The sequence below is a fragment of the Pseudomonas laurentiana genome (assembly GCF_014648275.1).
In the GTDB taxonomy this organism is placed as follows: domain Bacteria; phylum Pseudomonadota; class Gammaproteobacteria; order Pseudomonadales; family Pseudomonadaceae; genus Aquipseudomonas; species Aquipseudomonas laurentiana.
In genome coordinates this window covers 1-14,776 of the sequence record NZ_BMQU01000023.1, presented here as the reverse complement: position 1 = coordinate 14,776, position 14,776 = coordinate 1, and the positions used below count along the sequence as shown (strand labels likewise).

At 59.4% G+C, this 14,776-nt stretch carries 20 protein-coding genes; 19 read left to right on the top strand and 1 reads right to left on the bottom strand.

Annotation, left to right across the window (positions count from 1 at the left end):
• The 13 genes from IE038_RS20020 (at position 1) to IE038_RS19960 (ending at position 8,368) form a co-directional block, all read left to right on the top strand.
• Positions 1-1,116: a putative phage head morphogenesis protein gene (locus IE038_RS20020; protein ID WP_163933482.1), complete on the top strand. Its 1,116-nt coding sequence runs from the start codon at positions 1-3 to the stop codon at positions 1,114-1,116.
• 99 nt (positions 1,117-1,215) lie between these two features.
• Complete coding sequence (locus IE038_RS20015) at positions 1,216-1,959, top strand: DUF6651 domain-containing protein (RefSeq protein ID WP_163933479.1); 744 nt, start codon at positions 1,216-1,218, stop codon at positions 1,957-1,959.
• A gap of 13 nt (positions 1,960-1,972) precedes the next feature.
• Positions 1,973-2,941, top strand: a complete 969-nt coding sequence (locus IE038_RS20010) for a major capsid protein (protein WP_163933476.1) — start codon at positions 1,973-1,975, stop codon at positions 2,939-2,941.
• 99 nt (positions 2,942-3,040) lie between these two features.
• Positions 3,041-3,532: an HNH endonuclease gene (locus IE038_RS20005; protein WP_163933472.1), complete on the top strand. Its 492-nt coding sequence runs from the start codon at positions 3,041-3,043 to the stop codon at positions 3,530-3,532.
• 60 nt (positions 3,533-3,592) lie between these two features.
• Positions 3,593-3,862, top strand: coding sequence for a hypothetical protein (locus IE038_RS20000; RefSeq protein WP_163933469.1), 270 nt, complete (start codon positions 3,593-3,595; stop codon positions 3,860-3,862).
• Positions 3,863-3,865: 3 nt separating this feature from the next.
• Complete coding sequence (locus tag IE038_RS19995) at positions 3,866-4,243, top strand: hypothetical protein (RefSeq protein WP_163933466.1); 378 nt, start codon at positions 3,866-3,868, stop codon at positions 4,241-4,243.
• Position 4,244: 1 nt separating this feature from the next.
• The gene (locus IE038_RS19990) at positions 4,245-4,628 is read left to right on the top strand and encodes a glutamate 5-kinase (protein WP_163933463.1); all 384 of its coding nucleotides are present in this window, start codon (positions 4,245-4,247) and stop codon (positions 4,626-4,628) included.
• Positions 4,628-5,179 carry a hypothetical protein gene (locus tag IE038_RS19985; RefSeq protein WP_163933460.1) on the top strand — a complete coding sequence of 184 codons (552 nt, stop codon included), beginning with the start codon at positions 4,628-4,630 and terminating at the stop codon, positions 5,177-5,179. Before IE038_RS19990 ends, IE038_RS19985 begins: the two co-directional genes overlap by 1 nt.
• Positions 5,179-5,601, top strand: a complete 423-nt coding sequence (locus IE038_RS19980; RefSeq protein WP_163933457.1) for a hypothetical protein — start codon at positions 5,179-5,181, stop codon at positions 5,599-5,601. The genes IE038_RS19985 and IE038_RS19980 overlap by 1 nt, the downstream gene beginning before the upstream one ends.
• A 186-nt stretch (positions 5,602-5,787) precedes the next feature.
• Positions 5,788-6,303 (top strand): hypothetical protein, encoded by a 516-nt coding sequence (locus tag IE038_RS19975; protein ID WP_163933454.1) that lies wholly within the window; start codon positions 5,788-5,790, stop codon positions 6,301-6,303.
• Between the two features lie 95 nt (positions 6,304-6,398).
• Positions 6,399-7,559: a phage tail tube protein gene (locus IE038_RS19970; protein WP_189396172.1), complete on the top strand. Its 1,161-nt coding sequence runs from the start codon at positions 6,399-6,401 to the stop codon at positions 7,557-7,559.
• A gap of 81 nt (positions 7,560-7,640) precedes the next feature.
• The gene (locus IE038_RS19965) at positions 7,641-8,111 is read left to right on the top strand and encodes a phage-derived protein YdaY family protein (RefSeq protein ID WP_163933447.1); all 471 of its coding nucleotides are present in this window, start codon (positions 7,641-7,643) and stop codon (positions 8,109-8,111) included.
• A 17-nt stretch (positions 8,112-8,128) separates the two neighbouring features.
• The gene (locus IE038_RS19960) at positions 8,129-8,368 is read left to right on the top strand and encodes a hypothetical protein (protein WP_163933443.1); all 240 of its coding nucleotides are present in this window, start codon (positions 8,129-8,131) and stop codon (positions 8,366-8,368) included.
• A gap of 36 nt (positions 8,369-8,404) precedes the next feature.
• Here the strand turns inward: IE038_RS19960 and IE038_RS19955 are convergent, their stop codons facing one another.
• Complete coding sequence (locus IE038_RS19955) at positions 8,405-8,833, bottom strand: Arc family DNA-binding protein (protein ID WP_163933440.1); 429 nt, start codon at positions 8,831-8,833, stop codon at positions 8,405-8,407.
• Between the two features lie 127 nt (positions 8,834-8,960).
• Between IE038_RS19955 and IE038_RS19950 the strand changes: the two genes are divergently transcribed.
• The 6 genes from IE038_RS19950 to IE038_RS19925 form a co-directional block, all read left to right on the top strand.
• Positions 8,961-9,116 (top strand): Arc family DNA-binding protein, encoded by a 156-nt coding sequence (locus IE038_RS19950; protein WP_163933437.1) that lies wholly within the window; start codon positions 8,961-8,963, stop codon positions 9,114-9,116.
• Positions 9,117-9,190: 74 nt separating this feature from the next.
• The gene (locus IE038_RS19945) at positions 9,191-10,111 is read left to right on the top strand and encodes a BRO-N domain-containing protein (protein ID WP_163933434.1); all 921 of its coding nucleotides are present in this window, start codon (positions 9,191-9,193) and stop codon (positions 10,109-10,111) included.
• Positions 10,108-10,914: a KilA-N domain-containing protein gene (locus tag IE038_RS19940; RefSeq protein WP_163933432.1), complete on the top strand. Its 807-nt coding sequence runs from the start codon at positions 10,108-10,110 to the stop codon at positions 10,912-10,914. Before IE038_RS19945 ends, IE038_RS19940 begins: the two co-directional genes overlap by 4 nt.
• Before the next feature lie 97 nt (positions 10,915-11,011).
• Positions 11,012-11,566, top strand: coding sequence for a hypothetical protein (locus IE038_RS19935; RefSeq protein ID WP_163933428.1), 555 nt, complete (start codon positions 11,012-11,014; stop codon positions 11,564-11,566).
• A gap of 58 nt (positions 11,567-11,624) precedes the next feature.
• On the top strand, positions 11,625-14,516 hold the full coding sequence (locus tag IE038_RS19930; RefSeq protein WP_163933426.1) for a phage tail length tape measure family protein: 2,892 nt from the start codon (positions 11,625-11,627) through the stop codon (positions 14,514-14,516).
• Between the two features lie 8 nt (positions 14,517-14,524).
• Positions 14,525-14,776 (top strand): phage tail protein (locus IE038_RS19925; protein WP_189396171.1); only part of this gene is annotated, 252 nt, incomplete at its 3' end.

The window sequence follows — 14,776 nt, the reverse complement described above, 5'->3', positions numbered from 1 at the left end:
ATGCCAACGGTCAACGAGCAGCTACAGGCAGCCGCGATCAGTCATGCGGTCGACCTGCAGCACCTGAGTAACGCCGAGGCGCGCAAGATCATCAAGCTGCTCAACAGTGTCGACTCTGACCTGCGGGCGCAGCTGATCGCCGCCATCGAGCGCCTGGGCGCAGAATCGTACACCGCCCGGCACCTCAACACGGTGCTGTCCTCGGTGCTGGCGCTGAACAAAGAGGTCTACGCCACCATTGGTGAGGCACTGACGCAATCGGTGCTGGACATCGGCCATTACGAAGTTGGCTATCAGGAGGCGCTGTTCCGTCAGGTCATCCCCGAGCAGGTAATCGTGCAGGTCGACCTGGCCTCAGTGAGCGCCAGTCAGGTGCGCGAGATTGCGCTAGCCAGGCCGTTCCAGGGGCGCTTGCTCAAGGAGTGGCTGACCGGGCTGGAGGACAACCGCGCAGCCCGTATCCGCGACGGCATCCGCATGGGCATGGTCGAGGGTCAGACCACCGACCAGATCGTGCGCCGGGTGATGGGCATCAAGGCCGATGGCTACAAGGATGGTCTGCTGGAGCGAAGCCGCCAGGACATTGACTCAATGGTCCGCACGGCGATCAGTCACACAGCCCAGGGCGCACGCGATGCGTTCTACAAGGAAAACGATGACATTGTTGGCGAGGTGCGCTGGCTCAGTACGCTGGATAATCGCACCTCGGCGCCGTGTCGGCTTCGCGACCGTCTCGTCTACACCAACGACGCCAACCATGCTCCGGTAGGTCACAAGGTGCCGTGGGGCGCGGGCCCTGGGCGCCTGCATTGGTGCTGCCGCAGCACATCATTGCCGATTGTCAGGTCATACGAAGAGTTGCGCCTGGCCAAGGGCCTTCCCGAAAGCACCCGCGCCAGCATGGACGGCCAAGTGCCTCAGTCCACCACCTATGGCGCCTGGCTCAAGGCGCAGAGCGCGGCGCGGCAGGATGAAGTCCTCGGGCCGGTGCGCGGGAAGCTGTTCCGCGATGGCGGGCTAAGCATCGATTCGTTCTACAACGACCGTGGGAAATACCTCTCGCTCGACCAGTTGCGAGAGCGTGACGCCGCCGCCTTTAGCCGCGCTGGCCTGTAATCACCAAATCATCAGCCTCGGCAATCGCCGGGGCTTTTTACTGCCTGTCTGTTCGGATGAGCGGGGCGCACTGGGCCGGATGGCCTGCAAGGAGAAGCAATGAAGATCAAGACAGTTGAAGTGGATGGCAAGCAGTACGCTGAGATCCAGGATGGTAAGCCGGTCTACATCGAGGACGATGGCAAAGAAGTCGCTTTCGACGCGGTAGGCACGCGCAACACCATCACCCGCCTGAACGCCGAGGCCAAGAGCCACCGCGAGCGCGCCGAGAATGCCGAGAAGATCGCCAAGGCGTTCGAAGGCATCGAGGACGCTGGTGCGGCACGCAAGGCGCTGGAAACCGTCGCCAATCTCGACGCCAAGAAACTCGTGGATGCGGGTGAGATCGAGAAGGTGAAGGGCGAAATCAGCAAGGCCTTCCAAGCCCAGCTGGACGAAGCCAACGGCAAGGCAACGACCTTCGAGCAGCAGCTGTACGCCGAGATGATCGGCGGCAACTTCGCCCGCTCCAAGTTCATCGCTGACAAGCTGGCGGTACCGGCGGACATGGTGCAAGCCACGTTCGGCCGCAACCTGAAGATCGAAGAGGGCAAGGTCGTCGCCTATGACGGCCAAGGCCAGAAGATCTTCAGCCGTTCCCGCCCGGGCGAGCTGGCCGACTTCGATGAAGCGCTTGAGACCCTTGTTTCTCAGTACCCCCACCGCGACCACATCCTGAAAAGCTCCGATGCCAATGGCGGCGGTGCACGGGACAGTGGCAACCCCAACGGCGCCAAGGGCAACTTTGGCGGCAGCAAAGCAGATCGCGTCGCGGCCATCAAAGCAATGACCGCGAACACCTAATCTAGGAGCGCCTATGTCTCTGTCTAACATGAAGGTATTCAACGAATACCTCAAACAAACCACCATCGAGACCCTGCAGCAGGACGTCGAGAAGTTCAACGCTGCCTCGGCCGGGTCGATTCGCCTCACCACTCAGGGCATCGACGGTGACTTCCTGCAGGAATCCTTCTGGGCTGGCCTGCACAGTGCTCAGCGTCGTGTTGACCGCTATGCCGCCAACGGCGCGCAGGCTGCAACCCCGCTGACTCAGAAGCAGTACGACTCGGTGAAGATCGCAGGCGGCTTCGGGCCGATTCTGTGGGAGCCGTCGCAGCTGTCCTGGGTGCAGAAGAATCCGGAAGAAGCGCTGGAAGTGATCAGCCGCAACCTGTCCGAAGCCATCATGTCGGATCAGCTGAACACCGCCATCGCGGCTCTGGTGGCAGCCATCGGCAACCAGCCATCCGCCACCAACGATGTTTCTGCCACTGCCGGCGTGAACTACATCGCCATCAACAACGCGCACGCGCTGTTCGGCGATGCCTCGCAGCGCCTCATTGCGCAGGTAATGACCGGCGCCATGTACCACAAGCTGATCGGCCAGAACCTGGCCAACGCCGAGAAGCTGTTCAGCTTCACCGGTGTGCAGGTGGTCGACATCCTGGGCAAGGCGGTGATCATCACTGACGCCGCGGCACTGTACGAGGCTGGCACCCCGAACAAGCAGAAGGTGCTGAGCCTAGCTGACGGCGCCGCGATGGTGATGGATGGTTCCGACCTGATCACTAACATCCAGACCTCGAACGGCAAGGAGCGCATCGAGACCACCATGCAAAGCGATTATTCGTTTGGCCTGGGCCTCAAAGGGTTTACATGGGACGTTGCTGGCGGCGGCAAATCCCCGACTAGCGCCGAGATCGCAACTGGCTCGAACTGGGATCTGGTGGCAAACACCATCAAGATGACCGCAGGCGTTCTTACCATTGGCGACGCCACCAAGTAAGGCGTAAAATGATCGTGTCAGGACAGCCCATTGCAAGGGGTTTTCGGCTCCGATAAGCCGGATTACTGACACTCATTTCTAGCCTTATCGGAGGCCGCCATGCTTGATCAATCTCGTCTGAAAGAATTGCTCCACTATGACCCGGAATCGGGCGTATTCACCTGGCTAAAGCCTACATCCAACAGGGTGAGGGTCGGCGCCGTGTGCGATACCGTAGGGCCTATCGGGTATGTCGTTATCGGCGTATTGGGTAAAAGGCAATACGCTCACCGCCTTGCTTGGCTCTATATGACAGGCGAGTGGCCATCCGATCAGGTTGATCATGTCAATTGCATCAAGCTGGACAATAGATGGTCGAATCTGCGAGTTGCTGGCAAATCCAAAAACATGCAGAACATCGGACTGAGATCCAATAACTCAAGCGGCTTTACGGGTGTTGGGTTCCATGCTCAAACAGGAAGATGGCGCGCCTTCATCGTTGTCGCTGGGAAAATGGTTCATGTTGGCCTGTTCGACACTATAGGGCAGGCCTCTATAGCCAGAGAGAATGCAGCGATCAAGCAATACGGCGAGTTTTATCACGCCGGATAACCACTGAAATCCACGAAAGGCCGGCCATTGCGTCGGCCTTTTTCGTTTCTGGAGATAACCATGTCCGAGAAAGTCGTTTACGAGAAACACCCAGTCACAGCTGAGCGCAAGGCTGAGCTGCGCCAGAAGGGCTACAAGATCATCGACGCTCAGTTCGCGCCGGAAGGCTACGAGCACCCCGAGCCGATCAAGGTTCGCGGTGATAAGCCGTCCAAGGGCCTGAAGGTCGACGAGATCAAGGCGAAGCTGACCGAGAAAGGCATCCAATTCGACGCAGGGGCTGAACGACCTGCACTCGCTGAATTGCTCGACAAGTCTGCCCAGGAATAACCCATGACCGACTTCATCACTGTTGCCGACGTGGACGCGCTGCTGGGGTCGGGCTGGGCCGGGGCCGGTGATCCGGCCCTTTCTGTGATGCAGGCCAACGCCTGGCTGACCAGCAAGATTAAGCGTCCGGTGCCCGATCCGGTGCCGGCCGAGATCAAACAGGCCGGCGCCCAAGTGGCAAAGGTCGCCTCGACGGGCGCTCTTTACAAGGCTACCGAGCGCGAGACGGTGAGTGAGACGGTATCCGCTACCTCTGGCACGTCGGTGAGTGAAACCTACGTGCAGGGATCTGTCGCGCTGTCTGCTGGCGAGAACTTCGCCCTGGCGCTGCTCTATCCGTGGATGACCGGCAATAACGCCATCCCGATGGTGAGGGGCTGACATGGGCCTGCGCGACAAGATTCAAACCAAGCTCGGCAAGGCTTTCGACGGCAAGCTGGCGGACGCAGTGAATGCCTTCACTGGTACCTACATCGGGCCAGGTGAGTACGATCCGATCACTGAAACCAGCACTGCCCAGCCGGTGACCTACACCGGGCGCGGCGTCCTCGCCGGCTACGACAGCAAGCGCATCGACAACGTCAACATCAAGGTGGGCGACGTGAAGCTGATCGCCTTGACCAATGAAGTGACTGACACCCCCATGGTTGGACACCAGATCACCGCGCCTGACCTGGTGACGGGCGAGCAGGTGACCTACCGCGTCGAATCCGTCAACGCCGACGCCGCGCAGGCGCATATCGAGCTTCAACTCAGGAGGTCGTGATGGCCAGCAAAAGCGGATGGAGCACACCACCCACCAGCTTCAAGGAAACCATTGACGATGCCGTGGGCAAACGGGCGCGGGAGATGGCGCTGGCCATCCTCAGCGAGGTCGTGGAGCGCTCGCCTGTCGGCAACCCTGACCTGTGGAAGGCCAACATCGAGCTGAAGGCCAAGAACACCGCCCTGGCCGATGCCTACGACGCCCGAGCGGCCGAGGCGGGGCGGAAGAAGCTGACCAAGCGCGAGCGCAAGGAAAACTACTTCGTCGGCGCCAGGGCAGCCGGGCAAGGCTACGTCGGCGGCCGGTTCCGGGGTAACAACTTCGTCACCATCGATGAGCCTGGCTACTACGAAGTCAGCCGGGTCGACCCGTCAGGCTCGGCCACCATTCAGGCCGGGTCCGCGACCATCTATGCCGCGCCGCCGTACTCGACGATCTACATACAAAACAATCTCATTTACGGACAGCGTTTAGAATCGGGTCACTCGACCCAAGCCCCTGATGGCGTCTACGGGCTGGCCTTTGCGTCCGTGGCCGAGGCGTACCGCTAATGACCTACGAACAGATAAGGCAGGCCATTGTCAGTCGCATGAAAGCCTTCACCGGCATTGCGCAGGACCGGATCTTCTACCCGAACGCCCAGGTGCCGGCGCAGAACCTCGACACCTCGGGCGTCTTCAAGCCGCCAGCCGCCGGCCTGTGGTGTCGGCTGAATATCGGCCACGCCACTGCCTTTATGGCTGGAATGGCAGATCAGCCATACACCCGCAAGCCCGGCATCATCACTGTGCAATGCTTTGCCCGCGCCCAGACTGGAATCAGCGAACTGAACAAGCTTGCCGACGCCCTGGAGGCACACTTCGCCTACTGGAGCAGTGGCGAGCTGGAGTGCCTGGAGGCCAGCCAGATCGATACTGGCGAGTACGAAGGCTTCTACCAGATCAACGTAAACACCCGGTTCCGCGCCGGCTGACAATTTTCTGCCGCAAGGCAACCAAACACGCAGCCTAGGCCCGTACAGCCGAACGGTGGATGTTCGTTCATCCGTCCGCCCCGGCTGCGTTCTTTTTCAGGCTACAGCTAGGGGGCACCCGAAAGCGCCTTCCCTGGGGCGTTGCTGTGGCCGATCTATTTTCAGGGCTATTGCAGGGGATGCACCATGGACAAACTGATAATCGGCGACACCGAACTTAGCGTGGTTGATCACGGCGGTCAGCCATGCCTGACATTGGCCGAGGTTGCGACTGCCCTTTATGGCAAAGGGGGTGACGGAAGTGCGACCCCCTTTGAGACGCGAGTGCGAGACCTTTACCGCCGGCACGCTGACGAGTTCACCCCAACAATGACTGCCCTGGTCAAGATGAAGACCAGGGGCGGCGAGCAGGAGGTACGGGTTTTCAGCCTTCGCGGCGCTCACCTGCTGGGCATGTTCGCCCGGACCGATCGAGCCAAGGCTTTCCGGCGCGCCGTGCTGGATGTCCTCGACGATCAAGTTCGCCAGGGCGAGACGCTGAGCGCCGAATTTCAGCGCACACTGCTTGAGTACAGCGGGAAGCAAGCGCTGGCCAGCCTTTGCGGTAAAGGGCTTCGCCAATGGCAAAGCCAGAAGCCGCCGCTGGAAGCCAAGTTGAGCCAGCTTTCCGACCAGATTCAACCTTCGCTGCCGCTGCACTAAATACGCTTAGAAAGCGGGACTTCCACACTTTTAAACCAGATTCACCCGTACCCCGCCGCGAGCGGGTTTTTTATGCCCGCAGAAAGGAGACTCAAATGAGTTCTGGCGCCCAGCAAACATCGTACTTGATCCCGGAAGTGACGCCGGGCGTAACGCCCACCAGCGGAGCGTGGGACACCCTGCGTCTGACCAGCAACACCCTGTCGCCGACAGTCAGCACCCAGGTCAGCGATGAGATCACCGAATCGCGCATCAGTCAGGGCTCGGTCGCCACTGGCGTCGAGATCGCTGGCGACCTGGTGGGCGAGTTGTCCTACGGCACATTCGACAAGCTGCTGGAGGCTGGTTTCTACGGCGACTGGGCAGCCAACGTGCTGACTGTGGGTTCGGCCCGCAAGACCTTCACCATCGCTAAGAACTTCGCTGACGTTGGCGTGTACACCCTGTTCAAGGGCATGCACGTCTCGACCTTCGCGCTCGACATCCCGTCCGACGGTAAGGTCACTGCCACGTTCACCCTGGCCGGCCTGGATTATGCTGACAGCGCGGTAAACTCGGTTGGTACCACCAATCCGCCGACCACCACGCCGTTCATGTCGAACATCAACGTTGGCACGCTCAAGATCGACGGCGAGTCGATGGAAGGCATCGCCTGCGTGTCGGCAATCAGCATGAGCCTCGACAATAGCCTGCAAGCGCAGCGCTGCATCGGCACTGACAAGCTCGGGCCTGGCGCGCAGATCGCCACCGAAGCGGCCATCACTGGCAGCCTCACCATGGCCTGGTCGAACAAGTCCTGGTCAATCTGGAAGAACACCTTCACGCGCAAGACTATTGCCGTTGAGTTCCCGATCATCGACAGCGCCGGCAACCGCTACACCCTCAATCTCCCTTCGATTGAAGTGGATGGCGACCTGCCGAACGGCGGCAAGCGTGATTTGATCGAAGTCACCTTGAACTACACCGTGGCAAAGGTGGCGCCGACCATCACCCGCGCGCCGTACGTGGCACCGACCAGCGTGGCCGTGGCGCCAGCTACCGCGACCATCGCCGTGGCCGGCACCCAGCAGCTCACCGCCACCGTGTCGCCGGCTGGCGCCCCGCAGGATGTTATCTGGACCAGCTCTGCACCAAGCAAGGCGACGGTCAGCAGCACCGGTCTGGTCACCGGCGTGGCCTCTGGCTCGGCAACCATTACCGCGACCAGCAAATGGGACGGTGCCAAGCTTGGCACCTCGACCATCACCGTGTCGTAACACCGCATCGCTCTTTTGGCCGCACCGGGCACAACGCCACTCGGTGCGGTCCTTTTCTGGCGTGGCGTAAGGAATTCAAGTATGGCTTTGCGACTGACCAAGAACGAGCAGAACACCTCGGAAACCAAGTGGGTCGATTACGACGCCGACACCAAGGTGCGCCTGGCGCGCATCGACAACCCGCATTACGCGGTCGCCCTGGAGCGCGAGCGGCGCAAGCTGCGCAACACTGACGCCCAGTTTGCTACCGGTGTGGTGGGTATCGTTCCTGGTGAGACCACCGAGCACCAGACCCAGTGCAAGCTGCTGAGCCAGTTCATTGTGCTGGACTGGTCCGGCGTGCAGGATGAGGACGGCAACCCGCTGCCCTACAGTCCAGAGGTAGGCGAGCAGATGCTCGATAGCAACGTGGAGTTCTTCCTGTTCGTACTGCGTGAAGCCTCCGCATCGACCCTGGAGGCGCAAGAAGCCATGGCGGAGACGGTGGGAAAGTCGTCGCCCGGTTCGAGTGGGAAAAGGAGTGGGGCGGCGGTGGCGAAAAGCGCCAAGTAATTTACCAGCGCCTTGGCATGGCCGTTCCGGATGAGCCGGAAAACGATCCTGTCACCGCCTACCTGCTGAGCACGTTCCGCAACATCACCCGTGGCCGGCGCTTCCTGACGACGATGGCTGGGGCATTCCCGTTGCCCTTGTCAGCTCGCGAGATATCCGATTGGCTGGAGGCGTACCCTCCGGCAATGGCGAGGGCAGAGATTGACGAAGTCGTGTTCACCCTTGACGCGCTGTGCCTGGCTGAGGATGAAGATTGAGGCATGAAAAAGCCAGGCGCTGGGCCGGGCTTGGGGTTACCACTCGTCAAATCTGACAGAGAGATGGTCAGGGCCATCCCACTCGACGTTGTATCCCGCTGCCTCTAGCCATTCTGTGAAAGCGTCCATCAAACCGTTCATATCGGCTTCAGGCATGGCTTCAATTTCTAGGTCGCCTAATTCAATCAGTGCCGAGGCATGGCCCATCGAAACAGCCTGATTCAAGCCATCAAGCACTCGCTTCTTCACTACGGCAGGGATGCTCTGTCTAGCAATGGACGACATTTCCTTTGCTTTAGCCGCAGGAATCAATTCCTGCTGCGGAGCTTCACCAATAAAGCTCAGCTCAAGCCGCGCGAGTATTTCGGCGGTAGCTGAGCGCCCGTTTTCCTTGGCGGCGGCCATGACTTGGTCACGCAAGGATTCAGGAATACGAAGATTGAATTGGGGGTCGGTGCGGCTCATGTGGTTTTTCGTAAAACTCGATTTTACGGAATATTGATCAAAAGGATGCATCACGGTGGTATTGACATCAATGCATCACCGTTCTACATTTAAATTATGCACAACGGTGATGCATCAGGAGGGGCGCATGGCCAGAAAAGATCCGCAGTTCAATCTGCGGTTACCAGAGGATCTGAAGCAGTGGGTGGAAATTCAGGCACAGAAAAACCATCGCTCTCAGACAGCAGAGCTGGTTTATTTGATTTCAGAGGAAAAGCGGCGGCAGGAACAGGCGGCAGCCTAAAAACGAAGAAGCCCCAGTGCGGGAACACTGAGGCTTCGGAGATCAACGCAGTTAACGATCAGGAAAACAACGTCATGGCGAATCATAGCACAAACGTAATCCCGTTCAATTTCGGAAAGCAGCAGGTCCGCACGATGCTGGTAGGTGACCAACCTTGGTTTGTCGCCAGCGACGTGTCCGCAGCGCTTTTGTATAGCGAAGCATCGGCGATGACTCGCCACCTGGATGAAGATGAAAAGGGTCTGTCAATTGTGCAGACCCTTGGTGGTGAGCAAGAAATGCTGGTCATCAACGAATCTGGGCTGTACTCGGCCATCCTGCGTAGCCGTAAGGCTGAGGCCAAGTGCTTCAAGAAATGGGTGACCGCCGAAGTCCTGCCTGCGATCCGAAAGCATGGGCGCTACGAAGACTCCAAAAACGTCATGGTACCGATGGTCGAGGACATCCTCGGCAAGACTGGTGCTTTGCGGCTCAGCAACGTCATACGTTGCCGGGTAGCCAAAATGAGCTCGGAGCATCAGCGTAGCGCAACTGCGAAGCTCGCTTCCGCTTTGCATGCCTGTTTCGGGGTGCCGCGCGTCGAGCTGATTCCCGCTGCCCAGTTCCAAGCCGCCGTCAACTTCGTCGCGAGCTACGCGATTGAGGGTGAGTACCTCGGCCCGGAGCAAGCCAAGCCACAGTTGGACATTCATTACCCACTTGAGGCGCTAGTCCAGCGCCGCCCGGAAATGCTTGAGCATCGCGGCATGGGCCAGGCTTGGCTTGACGTGAGCATGGGCGACATCTGTGCACGCCCTCAGGACCTGTCGTTGTGCGAGAAGATCCTGTGCGAACTGCGCGATGCCGGTTACGAGATCGATGGAGCCTGGTTCGAAGTTCGTAGCCTGCGCAACAGGTTGCATCAGCTGAATTCGTTTCTGACGGGGTTGGGGGCTGCGATGCAGCAACCGACACGTTATGCGGTTGAGGTGTCCGATGGGAGGGCTGCAGCATGAGTACGCTGATGATCGCAGGCATTGAGATCCATCAGGACCATGACGGGCGCTTCAGCCTGAATGACTTCCATAAAGCAGCCGGTGGCGAGGCGCGGCACAAGCCGAGCGAATGGATGCGGGTTGGCCAAGCCCAGGAGCTGGTTGACGAGATTGGCAAAGCGGGAATTCCCGCTTTGAGGATTGTCCGTGGTGGTCGGTCGCCTGGAACCTACGCTTGCAAGGAGCTGGTGTATGCCTACGCCATGTGGGTCAGCCCTACGTTCAGCTTGCATGTGATCCGCTCATTTGACTCGGCATCTGCCAATGACGCGGTTATCCCACAGGAAAAGCGACTTCCGATTGCCGCCGATAATCTGGATGCAGCCAAGCGCATTGCGGAAAGTTTTGGTCTGGAAGGTAATCAGGCTCTGCTGAGCGCCAACAGTATGGTCCGCTCGGCCATCGGCATCGATCTCATGGAGATGGCTGGCGTGAAGCGTTTGGTCAACGAAGCCCAGGAGCTCAACTATCTGCCGACCGAGCTTGGCGCGAAGTTCGGAATGAGCGGTAACAGCATGAACAAGCTACTGGCGCAGTGCGGCCTGCAGCATCACGTGACGTACAAGCCTGGCAAGAAGCGCTGGGAGGTTACGCCGGATGGCAAGGAGTTCGCTGTCATCACCGATACAGGCAAGAAGCACAGCGACGGCAAGCCGGTTCAGCAAGTCCTCTGGAAGGAGTCGGTGGCCAATCCGCTGAAGCGTCTCGCTGAGAAGCTGCAGGCCGAAATTCCTGAGGTCGTCGCGCACGGTCTTTCGCGGTAACCCTACATACGAAACCGAACCCCGCCTGCGCGGGGTTTTTGCGCTTCCTGATGATGGTGGTAGATTGCTGACTTCATCAGGGAATAGGTGGTGGTTTATGCGCTCAGCCGCAGTAACTTTGCTTGCAATTATGATTTCTGGATGCGCAACTAGCCCGTCAGACCTTGCCAGGTATGGGGATGTTGAGCTTGAGTCGCAGAACGTTAAATCTCTCACCGTCAATCGCGACGGACCAGTAAAGTCAGGCAGCCTTCCGAAGTGCGTTGCGATCACGATCAGGAACGATTCAGTAACGATGACGCAGTCTGGCGGCTATGCTGGGTCATACACCGGCAATTATTATCAGGCATCCAGCAGTCGAGAGGTTGGCGGAGGGTCGGTCGCGCAATATGTGGCGGCAGATGGCTCTGAGATAGTCGCGCGCGGGGAGACTAGATTCACTACATCCCTTGTTGAGCGATCACTGCGTTACACGGTTAACGTCAATCAGACAGCAGGCTCTCGGATTTATAAATTTACCGGTATTGAGCAAGCTGGGACAACTAACGGTTATGGTTACCACAAGATTGCCGCTATGACCGGTACTGGTGTTGAAACGGCACTTGCATCTCTTGGTGGCGTTGTGGACGAGCTTGAGTCCTGCATGAAGTAATCCCAAAGAATCCTTTAAAACCCGCTCCGGCGGGTTTTTTATTGCCCGGAGAAACGTAATGAACCAGACCTCGCGCCTGTCCATCGAGATCGATAGCCGGAATGCCGAGCAGAAGGCGGTCGATGTCCAAAAGGCGCTTGAGGGCATGGAGTCGGCCGGCCTGCGCATCAAGCCGGCCATGGACAAGGCTGGAGCAGGCCTTGAAGGGCTGTCCAAGAGCACGGAGAAGTCAAAGGACTCTGTCGAAGGTCAGCGCGAAGAGCTGGAGCGCCTGCTGGGCAGCATTGATCCTGTCACCCGCAAGCTGGGCGAGCTGGACAAGCAAGAGCAGGCGCTGAACAAGCATCGAAAGGCGGCCGGAACCACGCTGGACAAGTCCACCTACGACGAGTACCTGGCCAAGATCAACGCTACCCGCGAATCGCTGACTGGCTTTAGTGGCGACCTGAACAAGACCGGCATGTCGGCCAAGCAGACGGCAGCGGCTCTGCGCGGTGTGCCGGCGCAATTCACCGATATCGCTACGTCGCTCCAGGGCGGTCAGGCACCGCTGACCGTCTTCCTGCAGCAGGGTGGCCAGTTGAAGGATATGTTCGGTGGCGTCGGGCCGGCCGCCAAGGCGCTGGGAGGCTATGTCGCCGGTCTGATCAACCCGTTCACCCTGGCCGGCGCGGCCATCGCCGGTTTCACCCTAGCGGCGTACAAGGGATACGAACAATCCGAGCAGTACCGAAAGGCGCTCACGCTGACCGGCGATGCGGCGGGCAAGACTGCTGACGACCTGATCGCTATGTCCAATGCCATTGCTGGCGGGCGCAACTTCGATCAAGCCAGCCAGGCGGTACTGGCACTGGCCAGCAATGGCCGGCTGACTGGAGAGGTGTTCACTCAAGTAGCGCGCGCAGCCACCGAGATGTCCGTGGCCACCGGAAAGAGCTCTGCCGAGATCGCTGATCAGTTGTCCAGCACCAAGGGCAGCGTGACTGACTTGGCCGCCGAGTACAGCGACAAATACGGCGTCATCACCCAGGCAGTGTTCGACCAGATCCGTTCGCTGGAGCAGCAAGGCGACCGGATGGAGGCAATCAAGGTCTTGTCCGGCGCCGTGGCCGACGAGATGGGTGCGCGCAACAAGGAAATGGTCGAATCCACGCGCGGCCTGGCTAAGGCTTGGGATGACGTGAAAATCAGCGTCGCTGGCGTGTGGAGCGAGCTGAAAGATCGCCTGGCCGCCAGTCCCGAGCTGTTCAAGCTGCAGCACCTACAAGGTCAACTGCAAGACGCCCAGCAGATCGGCGACAAGGCATTGATTGCCGGTCTTGAGCAGCAAGTGGCGCTGGCGCAGGCAGCCGTCGATGCGCAACGACAGAAGAGTGAAGCCGCCTCAGCTGAGCAGCAGGCGCGCAAGGCCGCCATCGCCGCTGACAAGCAGTGGAACGAGGATGGCCTGAAGTACCGCAGCAACCAGCAGAAAATGGAAGACGAGATCACCAAGGCGCGCACCAAGGGTCTTGAGGCGAAAGTCTCAGAGGCCGAGATCGAGAGGCGCATCGCGGACATCCGCAAAGAGTACGCCGATAAGGAGAAGAAACCAGCAGCACCAAAGGCCTACACCGAAGATGCCGGCATTAGGATGCTGGATTCGGCTCGGCAGACCAATGCCGTGCTGACCCAGCAATTAGCCTCGATCAATGGCCAGGGCATCGCGGTCGAGAAGATCGGCACCCAGGCGCAAGCCTTGGTCAAGTGGGAGCAGCAACTTGCCGACATCAAGGCCAAACAGACTCTGACCGCCGACCAGAAGTCGCTGCTGGCCAATCAGGACCTGATCACTGCCCAGCTGAAGCGCAACGCTGCACTAGAGCGAGAGGCCGAGATTCAGAAGGGCATCAAGCAGGCGAACGACGACCAGGTAAAGCTGCTGACCCTAACCGGTCAGCTGCGCGAAGCGAACAATCTGAAGTCCAGCCTTGACGATGCCGCGCAAATGGCTGAGTACGAGCGGCAGGGCAACACCGAGGCCGCCAAGCGCCTGGAAACACTGATAAAGATCCGTGATATCAACCTGAATGCGGCGCAGAAGCCTGGCACCGTCGAGGGCGTCAGCAAGGCTCCGACCACTACCGGGCTTGATCCGTCCATAGGCGGCGCTAACAGCGAGATCACTCGGCTGAATGATGAGTCGGCCAGGCTGGATCAGTGGCGAGCCATCGAACTTGAGAAGCAAAAAGCCTACCTGGACCTCAAAGCCATCAATGAAGAGATCTACGCCGAGCGCGTGGCCAACATCAACAACCAGGCCGCAGAGAACAGGGCCAAGATCGAGCAGGCAAAAAACTCTGCGATCCTCAGCTCAAGTGCTGACTTCTTCGGGAATTTGTCTGCTCTAAGTCAGTCGGAGAACTCGAAGCTTATGGCCATTGGCAAGGCGGCCGCCATTGCTCAGGCGACCATCCAAGGTTATGTCGCAGTTCAGAATGCTCTCGCTGTACAGCCGTACCCGCTTGGCGTTGCACTAGCTATTTCCGCTGGAGTTGCTGCAGCTGCCAACGTCGCAGCTATCGCTGGTATTGGATTCTCAAGTGGCGGCTACACCGGCCCTGGCGGTGTCAATGACCCGGCCGGCATCGTCCACAAAGGCGAAGTAGTCTGGTCGCAGGCGGACATTCGTCGCTTCGGCGGCGTTGCTGCGGTTGAGAGCTTGCGCACTGGCAATGTAACGCCGATCAGTTCGGCGCGCTCTGCCTCGCCAGCAAGCAGTGGCGGCACCAATAGCCGATTGACAAGTGGCGGCCATGTCAGCATCCCCATTGCCGTCAACATCCAGGCCCAGCCTGGCATGAGCGATACGGAGGCTCGGCGTCAGGGTCAGCAAGCTGGCGAAGGCGTCCGCGACATTGTTCGGCAAGTCATACAGGACGAGCAGCGTCCTGGCGGCATGCTCGCATAAGGAAACCCATGGAAACGCTACCTGATATTGGCAGAAACCCTGATTACGGGCTGACTGCGGCAGGCACCTTTGCGCGGGATGTAGCAAGCTTTGGCGACAGCTATGAGTTGCGCCGGGCATCTGGCCTTCAATCATTCCGGCGCAGCTGGTCAGTCAAGTGGTCGCTCCTAACGGAAGCGCAGCGGGATACCCTGCGTAACTTCCTTAACGCCAGACTTGGCGTATCTGCCTTCCAGTGCACGATTCCGAGCGAAGGCGTG